This is a genomic window from Pseudomonas sp. NBRC 100443 (assembly GCF_030268185.1).
Classification (GTDB): domain Bacteria; phylum Pseudomonadota; class Gammaproteobacteria; order Pseudomonadales; family Pseudomonadaceae; genus Pseudomonas; species Pseudomonas citronellolis.
The window spans coordinates 332,186-339,020 of the sequence record NZ_BSQE01000004.1 but is presented as its reverse complement, the minus strand read 5'-3'; the positions used below and the strand labels follow the sequence as shown (position 1 = coordinate 339,020).

Here is a 6,835-nt window from a genome sequence, read left to right as displayed (position 1 = left end):
TCGCGAATTCCCACGCCACGGAGGCCCGCCCCGAGGGTACGTCCCTGTAGCCCATCGGGGCTCTCGCGACATCCATGTCGCATGACCTCCTGAGCGCCGGTTTCGCTCGGCCTGCTGAAGGGGCGTTCCGGTGCACGCGGATGTTTCTCTGGAAGTCCTTACGGCGTTATCCGCCGAATCGCGGACAGAGTCCGCTCCTACGGTTCAGAGAGGCACGGGCGTAGGAGCGGACCTTGTCCGCGATTGAACTCAACGCCCCCGCCGGACACCCCGGTGGCACGAACGGCCCCCTCTCCCTTTGGGAGAGGGCTGGGGTGAGGGAGCGAAGCCAGGCTGGCGCACCTTCGCTGAACCACCACATATCGCTTAAGTGAACAGCATTACCGCGATGCGGGGCTTTTTCTTGGGGGCTGGAGGGCCTGGGGCACATTGGCCAACGGTCTGTGCCGAGACGCTTTTCGTAGGATGGGTTGAGCGAAGCGATACCCATCACCGCCACCGCATGGGTTTCGCAGGCTCAACCCATCCTACGAAGAGCACCTCGGTGCAGCCGGCAAGACAGTTGCTCCTACAGTTCCAGGAAAGCTCGGGTATCCTCCTCCCAAAAAGGAAAAGCCCCGACCAGCGGGGCTCCGTCCTGCACGCCGGCTCTTGGGGCCGTTACAGCGAATCCAGGTAACGCTCCACGTCCAGCGCCGCCATGCAGCCGGCGCCAGCCGAGGTGATGGCCTGACGATAGACGTGATCAGCCACATCACCCGCGGCGAACACGCCGGGGATGCTGGTAGCGGTGGCGTTGCCATCACGGCCGCCGTTGACCACCAGGTAGCCGTCCTTCAGTTGCAGCTGATGCTCGAACAGCGAGGTGTTCGGCGTGTGCCCGATGGCCACGAACAGCCCGTCCACCTTCAATTCCTCGGCGCTGCCATCGTTGCTGCGCAGACGCACGCCGGTGACACCCATGTCGTCACCCAGCACCTCTTCCACCTGGGCGTTCAGCTTCAGGACGATTTTCCCCTCGGCGATACGGGCGCGCAGCTTGTCCTGCAGGATCTTCTCGGCGCGGAAGGTCTCGCGGCGGTGCACCAGGGTCACCTTGCTGGCGATGTTGGCCAGATACAGCGCCTCTTCCACCGCCGTGTTGCCGCCACCGACCACCGCCACTTCGCGGTTGCGGTAGAAGAAGCCGTCGCAGGTGGCGCAGGCGGAAACGCCCTTGCCCATGAACGCTTCTTCCGAGGGCAGGCCCAGGTAGCGGGCGCTGGCGCCGGTGGCGATGATCAGCGCGTCGGCCGTGTAGGTGCCGCTGTCGCCCTTGAGCACCAGGGGCTTGCCGGCCAGGTCCACGGCGTTGATGTGGTCGAAGACGATCTCGGTCTCGAAGCGCTCGGCGTGTTCCTGCATGCGCTGCATCAGCGCCGGGCCGGTGAGGCCGTGGGGGTCGCCGGGCCAGTTGTCCACCTCGGTGGTGGTGGTCAGCTGGCCGCCGGCCTGCAGGCCGGTGATCAGCAGCGGCCTGAGGTTGGCGCGGGCGGCATAGACGGCGGCCGAGTAACCGGCGGGGCCGGAGCCCAGGATGATGACGCGGGCGTGACGAACTTCAGGCATGACTGACTCCTCGTCGAACAAGAAAAGGGAGCTGCCAAGGTACCTGGGGGAAGGCTGGGAGGAGCGGCAGCTCCCGCTAAACGCACAGATCGCGAGGAAGGCAGGGCCGTCAGGAGCGGGCGGCGCTGCCGTGGACTCATCCACGGCCTGAAGTCTGTCAGACGTTTCCCAATACCACCTTGAGATAAGTCAGGGACATCCCGCTTCGCCGGCCCACCGCTTCGCGACTGGAGATTGCCGCGCAGCGTATAGCCCGCGCGGGCCCAGGCGAAATGCCCAATCTCAATGCCTCCGATAGAGCCCCCCTATCTCCCGCGGCGGGCCAACTAGACTCAGGAGGTCCGCCCCTCTCCACCCGCCACCTGCGTGCCCGGCATGACCCTGAGAAACCGCCTGCTCCTGCTGTTCCTGCCGCTGCTCGCCCTCATCCTGCTGGGCATCTGGCAGCTGTCGGAACACATCCTCCTCGCGCGCTTCGACCGCGACGACCGCCAACGCCTGTACGACGAGGTGCGCGTACTCGACAACCGCCTGGCCTTCGAGAAGAAGCGCCACCTGGACCTGCTGCGCAGCTATGCCTGGTGGGATGCCAGCTACCGCTTCGTGGCGCACCCCACGCCGGGGTTCGTGCGGGAGAACCTGGACATCGACATGCTCGGCAACCTGGGCTTCGACTTCGCGCTCTACCTCGACCGCCAGGGCCGCGTCGTCGCCCAGCGCTGGGAGGAGGCGCGGCTCACAGCGCCCCAGGCGATAACCGGCGCGCCCAGCCCCGAGCGGCTGCGCCAGGCCCTGCTGCGCAGCGCCCTGGACCTGGGCGTGCTGGACCTGCAGGGCGACCCGTCGCGCAGCCTGGCGCAATGGCTGCTGGTAGACGGCACCCCGCTGCTGCTGCTCAGCCAGCCGATCAGCGACAACCTGGGGCGCGCCGAGCCGGTCGGCGCCATCGTCGCCGGCTACCTGCTCGACCAGCGCCGGATGAACGCCCTGCAGGAGCAGATGGACGCGCGCCTGCAGGTGCAAGCCGGGGTGACGCCCGGCGACGGCTGGCGCGCCCTGCACGTGCCGGGGCGCAACGGCGGCGCGTTGCTGAGCCCGCGGCGGGTGCTGGACGCCGACACCCAGCAGGCCACCCTGCTGTTCCTCGATTCCGCCGATGCGCCGCAGTTCAGCCTGGCCATCAACAAGTCGCGGGTCGCCTACCGCCAGGGCCAGGAGGCCATCCGCCTGTTCCTCGGCATGACCTTGCTGATCACCCTCGCCGGCCTGCTGCTGGCCTACCTGGTCCTGGAGTTCTGGGTGATCCGCCGCGTGCAGCGGCTCAACCGCGGGGTGGCGAACATCGGCGCCGACACCGCCGGCCCCGCCCGCCTGGCCGACATGGGCCGCGACGAAGTCGGCCAGCTGGCCTGCGAGGTCAACCAGATGCTCGAACGCCTGGAACGCAGCGAAGCCCGCGACCGCGCCATCCTCGACAGCATCCGCGATGGCTATTTCGAAATGGACGACAGCGGCGTGGTGCTCACGGTGAACGCCGCCTTCTGCCGCCTGCTCGGCTACGCCGCCGAGGAAGTGGAAGGCCGCTCCTACCGGGAGCTGCTCGACGAACAGGACGTGGCGCGCGCCCGCGGGCTCTACCAGCAGGTGCGCGACGGCGAGCAGGAAACCACCTTCGCCGCGCCCTTCAAGCGCCGCGACGGCCAGCGCATGGTCTTCGAGACGAAGGTCTCGCCGATAGTCGACGCCCAGGGGCAGTTCTGCGGTTTCCGCGGCATCCTCCGCGACATCAGCCTGCAGGTGGCCTACCAGCAGCGCCTGCTGGACCTCGCCTACCGCGACGCGCTGACCGGCCTGGGCAACCGCAAGGCCTTCGGCGAACAGCTGCCCCTGGCCCTGCAGCGCTGCGCCGAAGGCACCGGCCTGGCCCTGCTGTACATCGACCTGGACCACTTCAAGCCGGTCAACGACCGTTACGGCCACGCCGCCGGCGACGCCGTGCTGGTCGCCGTGGGCGAGCGCCTGCGCAACAACCTGCGCCAGCCGGACATGGCCTTCCGCCTGGGCGGCGACGAGTTCGCCGTGATCCTCGAAGGCGTCGACTGCAGCACCGCCGAAGCCCTGGCCGGGCGCCTGCTGGCCTGCCTCAACCAGGACTACCACGCCGGCGAGCAGCGCCTGGAATTCCTCTCCGCCAGCATCGGCATCGCCCTCTACCCGGCCGACGCCGGCGACACCGATGGCCTGCTCCAGGCCGCCGACAGCGCCATGTACCGCGCCAAGCAACAGCGCAACCACTACAGCCGCTACCGCGCCTGACCGCCACACAACAGGCAAAACAGACGGCTCGCGGCCCCGCGCCGGCCCTGCTAAGGTCGCAAGCTGGTTTCCTACGGAGATGCTCCATGTCCACCCTGAGCGGCCCGCAATACCTCGGCGAAGGCCTGAAACTCATGATGCGCCCGGGGCTGCGCCTGTTCGTGCTGCTGCCCCTGACGGTCAACCTGCTGCTTTTCGTCGGCCTGATCGGCTTCGCGGTGAACCAGTTCAGCCACTGGGTCGACTGGCTGATGCCCAGCCTGCCGCAGTGGCTGGACTTCCTGCAGTACATCCTCTGGCCGCTGTTCGTCCTGCTGGTGCTGCTGATCCTGTTCTTCAGCTTCACGCTGGTGGCCAACCTGATCGCCTCGCCGTTCAACGGCTTCCTCGCCGAGAAGGTCGAGGTGGTGGTGCGCGGCCAGGACGACTTCCCGGCCTTCAGTTGGGCCGAACTGGCGGCCATGGTGCCGCGCACCGTCGCCCGCGAACTGCGCAAGCTCGGCTACTTCCTGCCGCGGGCCATCGCCCTGTTCGTCCTCAGCCTGATCCCCGGCCTGAACATCATCGCCGCCCCACTGTGGCTGGTGTTCGGCGTGTGGATGATGGCCGTGCAGTACATCGACTACCCGGCGGACAACCACAAACTCGGCTGGAACGAAATGCTCGCCTGGCTGCGCAGCAAGCGCTGGGCCTGCATGGGCTTCGGCGGCATCACTTACCTGGCGCTGCTGGTCCCGCTGGTCAACCTGGTCGCCATGCCCGCCGCTGTGGCCGGCGCGGTGCTGTTCTGGGTGCGCGAGGACGGCGACAAGGCGCTGGCCAGGCGCTGAGCCGGGCTTCCCCCACGCCGCCGCCATACCCGACAGCCCGTAGGATGGCGTTGAGCGCAGCGATACCCATCGCCAGGGCCCGATGGGTTTCGCAAGCTCAACCCATCCTACGAAAAGCACCTCGGCGCAACCGCTCACGGACGGTTGCGCCTAATCCCATCGACAAACACGACGCCCCGTAGGATGGCGTTGAGCGAAGCGATACCCATCGCCACGGCCACGGCGTTATCCGCCGAATCGGGGGGCCTTCCCGCTTCACGCCGTGAAACGCAGCGCCGCGGTCAGGTCGCCCATGGGCTGCTGGCCGCGGGCGCGCATGGCGTCGTCGCGCAGTTTCAGGCCGTCGAGCTTCTCCAGGCCGAACACCCGGGTGATCAGGCGCAGGATCGAGCCGGTGTCGTAGACGGTGTGGTCCACCGTGCCGTGGCGGGCGAAGGGCGAGACCACCAGCGCCGGGATGCGCGAGCCGGGGCCCCAGCGGTCGCCCCTGGGCGGCGCCACGTGGTCCCACCAGCCGCCGTTCTCGTCCACCGTGATGACGATCACCATGTTCTGCCACTGCGGGCTTTCCATCAGGTGCTTCACCGCGCGCACGATGTGCCGGTCGCCGCTGGCCACGTCGGCGTAGCCGGCGTGCATGTTGAGGTTGCCCTGGGGCTTGTAGAAGCTCACCGCCGGCAGCTTGCCGGCGCGGGCGTCGGCGAAGAAGCGGTTGCTCGACGGGTCGTCGCCCAGGCCGCCGTCGCGCAGGCGTTTCGCACGTTCCTCCGGGTGTTCCGGGCCCTGCTGGACGAAGTAGTTGAACGGCTGGTGGTGGTACTGGAAGTTGGGAATCTTCGGGATGCCGGCGGAGTTCCTGTACTGCTCGAGGGTGGCTTCCCAGGCGCCGGCGTACCAGGCCCAGTCCACGCCCTTCCTGCTCAGCTTGTCGCCGATGTGCTCGTGGCGCTGCGGCACCATCACGTTGGGCTGGTCCGGCAGCGCGTAGTCCGGGCGCTCGGGGTCGCGCTGCACGGTCGGCCAGTAGGGCGGCAGCATGGTGTTCACGCCGTAGCCGTCGGGGGTCAGGGCGCTGGGGCCGAACTTCGGTGCGCCGCCAGCGACGCTGGCGGGCGAGTCGTCCAGCGGTTTCAGCCGCGGGTCGGCGGGATTGTCGCTCATCAGTTGGGCGATCTGCGTGCGGGCCGGCGAGTTGTGCACGTCCGGGTACACCGGCGGGGTCGCCGCCACCAGGTACTGGTGGTTGAGGAAGGAACCGCCGAAGGCGCCCTGGAAGAAGTTGTCGCACAGCACGAAGTCCCGGGCCAGGTCCCACAGGCGCAGGCTGTACGGGCTCTGCGCGTAGTAGCCCATGGGCAGCGCGCCGGAGTCGGCCCAGGCGACGAACATGTCGTTGCGCCCGCCGTTGATCTGCATCTGATTCTGGTAGAACACGTGCCACAGGTCGCGGGTCACCAGGCCCAGGGGCAGGTCCTCGCCCTGCGGGCCCTTGAGCGCGAAGGGCGCGTTGGCCAGGTTCTCCTGGTACTGCACGCCCTCGGCGTAGTTCACGCCTTCCAGGCTCTGGCCGACCTGCAGCACGCCGCCGTACACCGGCGGCAGCTTGTCCAGCAGGCGGCCGTCGCGGTCGCGCTGCTGGTAGTCGGCCGGCTGCAGCGAAGACAGCGGTTTCTCCACGCCGGGGAAGTCGCCGAACAGGTTGTTGAAGCTGCGGTTCTCGGCGTAGATCACCACGATGTTCTGCACCTGCTCGCGCAGCGCCCGGTCCAGCTCGGCGCCGCTCAGCTCGCGCACCGCTTCGGCGGCCTGCGCCGTGCCCTCGCCCACCAGGCCGGCCAGCGCGGCGCCGGCGCCCAGGGCCGCGGCGCCGCCGAGGAAGCGGCGGCGGCCGGCGTCCGCCAGTGGCTGGGCATCGTCCTGCCCGGGATTCTGATCGCGCTTGTCGCTCATCGACGGCTCCCCCATATCGGAAATCGCGGCACTCTAGCAGCCCCATGTGACAGGCGGACGAAGGCTCTATGACAGGCCTTTCCAAAAGCCTTGCGAGAATCCCCTGAATCCCCCGTCACATTTGTGCAACC

The 6,835-nt window shown here is 68.3% G+C and carries 4 protein-coding genes; 2 read left to right on the top strand and 2 right to left on the bottom strand.

Annotated elements, in window-relative coordinates:
• Window positions 1-660: 660 nt before the first annotated feature.
• Window positions 661-1,608, bottom strand: a complete 948-nt coding sequence (gene trxB, locus QSJ95_RS07790; protein WP_285641323.1) for a thioredoxin-disulfide reductase — start codon at window positions 1,606-1,608, stop codon at window positions 661-663.
• A 375-nt stretch (window positions 1,609-1,983) separates the two neighbouring features.
• Here trxB and QSJ95_RS07785 point away from each other — a divergent pair, with 375 nt between their 5' ends.
• A complete protein-coding gene (locus QSJ95_RS07785; RefSeq protein ID WP_285641321.1) occupies window positions 1,984-3,924 on the top strand; it encodes a sensor domain-containing diguanylate cyclase in 1,941 nt (646 codons plus the stop codon).
• Between the two features lie 86 nt (window positions 3,925-4,010).
• A complete protein-coding gene (gene cysZ, locus QSJ95_RS07780; RefSeq protein ID WP_285641319.1) occupies window positions 4,011-4,754 on the top strand; it encodes a sulfate transporter CysZ in 744 nt (247 codons plus the stop codon).
• A 255-nt stretch (window positions 4,755-5,009) separates the two neighbouring features.
• On the opposite strand, the gene QSJ95_RS07775 is transcribed toward cysZ, so the two are convergent.
• Window positions 5,010-6,704 carry an acid phosphatase gene (locus tag QSJ95_RS07775; protein WP_285641317.1) on the bottom strand — a complete coding sequence of 565 codons (1,695 nt, stop codon included), beginning with the start codon at window positions 6,702-6,704 and terminating at the stop codon, window positions 5,010-5,012.
• Window positions 6,705-6,835: the final 131 nt, after the last annotated feature.

Excerpts from the sequence above, each read along its gene's own strand:
- QSJ95_RS07785 (WP_285641321.1), top strand. The coding sequence starts at position 1,984 with ATGACCCTGAGAAACCGCCTGCTCCTGCTGTTCCTGCCGCTGCTCGCC.
- QSJ95_RS07775 (WP_285641317.1), bottom strand. The coding sequence starts at position 6,704 with ATGAGCGACAAGCGCGATCAGAATCCCGGGCAGGACGATGCCCAGCCA.
- trxB (WP_285641323.1), bottom strand. The coding sequence starts at position 1,608 with ATGCCTGAAGTTCGTCACGCCCGCGTCATCATCCTGGGCTCCGGCCCC.
- cysZ (WP_285641319.1), top strand. The coding sequence starts at position 4,011 with ATGTCCACCCTGAGCGGCCCGCAATACCTCGGCGAAGGCCTGAAACTC.